The sequence below is a fragment of the Lamprobacter modestohalophilus genome (assembly GCF_016583905.1).
In the GTDB taxonomy this organism is placed as follows: Bacteria; Pseudomonadota; Gammaproteobacteria; order Chromatiales; family Chromatiaceae; genus Lamprobacter; species Lamprobacter modestohalophilus.
The window spans coordinates 1-1,721 of record NZ_NRRY01000146.1; the positions used below are offsets into that span (position 1 = coordinate 1).

Consider the following 1,721-nt stretch of genomic DNA (forward strand, 5'->3'; position numbering starts at 1 on the left):
TATGTGTTTGATGACGGTGGTTTGAGAAACTGATAAAACACGAGCTGTATCGCGAATCCCACTCCCATTTAAGGCCATATCAATGATCTTCTTCTTGACTTCGGGAAGATGCCCCTGATAGCTATAGCCCAAGATGAAGGTATAAGTTAAACAGGATGTGTTGTGACACGCGTAGCGTTGCTTACCTTGATTCGTTTTTCCGCGTTTTTTGACGTGATCCGAACCACATTGCGGGCATAGCACTGGGATCTCGGCCATACTAATAACCTTATAAAAAGCAAATATCTATATTATGCTATAGATTTTACGGATAAACCACGTCTAGAGCACTACCGGGCGTTGGACTGAAAAAAATTACCAATGCTATTTCTACGATAGTCTCATTAAGCGCGCGGAATGTAGGCTGAAGGCGCCGATCAGGGTTTTCGCCTCAGCGCGCTGCGCTTGGGCACGTTCATGCGTGAGGCTGGCTTGGACGTAGGCGTTCAGCGCCCCATCAATGCGCGCGGCAAACGCCGGTGGGCGTCCCGGGCCATGGCGGCGGCGATGAGAGGCCTGCTCGGCCGCGCATTCCCCTTGCCAGGCCGCCTTCGCCTGAGCGTCCGCCGTCTCGGCCTGCTGCTCAGCGCGCTTTAGCGACAGACTCATGGCCTTGCTCACCTCATGCTGCAGATGAAACAGGTCCGTGTAATGATGCGCGCCCAGATCGCGCTCGACATGCGCCAACAACCCCTTGGCCTCATCACTGGTGCCTTGCACCACGGTGACGTTCAGCCCCTCGAGTCCATCCTCGAGTGCCTGGGTCCAGGCCGCCGCCGAGCGCTCAGCGCTGATCTGCTCGAGCAGGATGAAGTTCGAGACCGCATCCATGCTCACCAAGCGCATGCCGTCCTTCCAGGTCTCGTCTTCGGCGATGCTGAGTGTGCGATGGGGCATGGCTTGGGCCAGCGCCTCGCGCAACGTGGCGGCAGCGGTGACGATCAACTCCTCCAGTTGGACCTGGAACACCTGCTGCGTGCCGTAGGAAGCACCGATGAACGCCGAGAGTCCACTGCGCTCAAGAAAGTCACAGACCACGCGCACGCCCGCGCCGCCCTGCTCGCTGATGCTCCAGTGTGCCGCGACCAGGATCTGGCGCAGCCACACCACGCCTTCGGGGGTCTCAACGAAGGCCGCCAGCCCCGCCGGTGCCGGGGTCGCAGAGGCCGCGTTCCAGTGACGCACGGTGCTGCGTGCGACCCCGGCGCTGGTGATCGCCGCGCGTTGACTCTGCCCAGCCTGCTGCGCTTGCGCCACCGCCTGCAGGTGCTTGGCTCGATCAAAGCGAGCATGGATTGGCGTTGTGCATCGATCTGCACTAGAGTCAACAGCGGTAGGGGCATCGGGCAACAGCTTTTCCCTGGGTGAGTTTGCACTTCCAAGGGTACGCCGACACGGCGCTCCTGCCACGCCTTCAGAGCGCTTGATTGCCTACTGAAACACTCAGTTTTGGACCTATCGATGATCAAGGCCATCCAGCATGTGGCCTGCTTTTATGCCAAGATGTTGCCGTATTGGGCAACAGCTTAAGCTTGTGCCCGGGCAGCGACGATTTCTAGTGCAACCCTGTTAAATACCTGAGACCGTTCCCAGATAGTAACCTCGTCATTCTCATCATTCACATAGCGACTGACCGGAGGTTCTCACCGATGCCGCGCTGTACTGCAGCCCCAGTTGACATC

General features: G+C 58.2%; 2 protein-coding genes. Both read right to left on the reverse strand.

Annotation, left to right across the window (positions count from 1 at the left end):
- The coding region (locus tag CKO42_RS26415) for an IS1-like element transposase (protein ID WP_200252508.1) at positions 1-258 on the reverse strand (258 nt) is incomplete at its 3' end.
- Positions 259-369: 111 nt separating this feature from the next.
- Positions 370-1,296 (reverse strand): hypothetical protein, encoded by a 927-nt coding sequence (locus CKO42_RS26420; RefSeq protein WP_200252505.1) that lies wholly within the window; start codon positions 1,294-1,296, stop codon positions 370-372.
- Between the last annotated feature and the right edge of the window lie 425 nt (positions 1,297-1,721).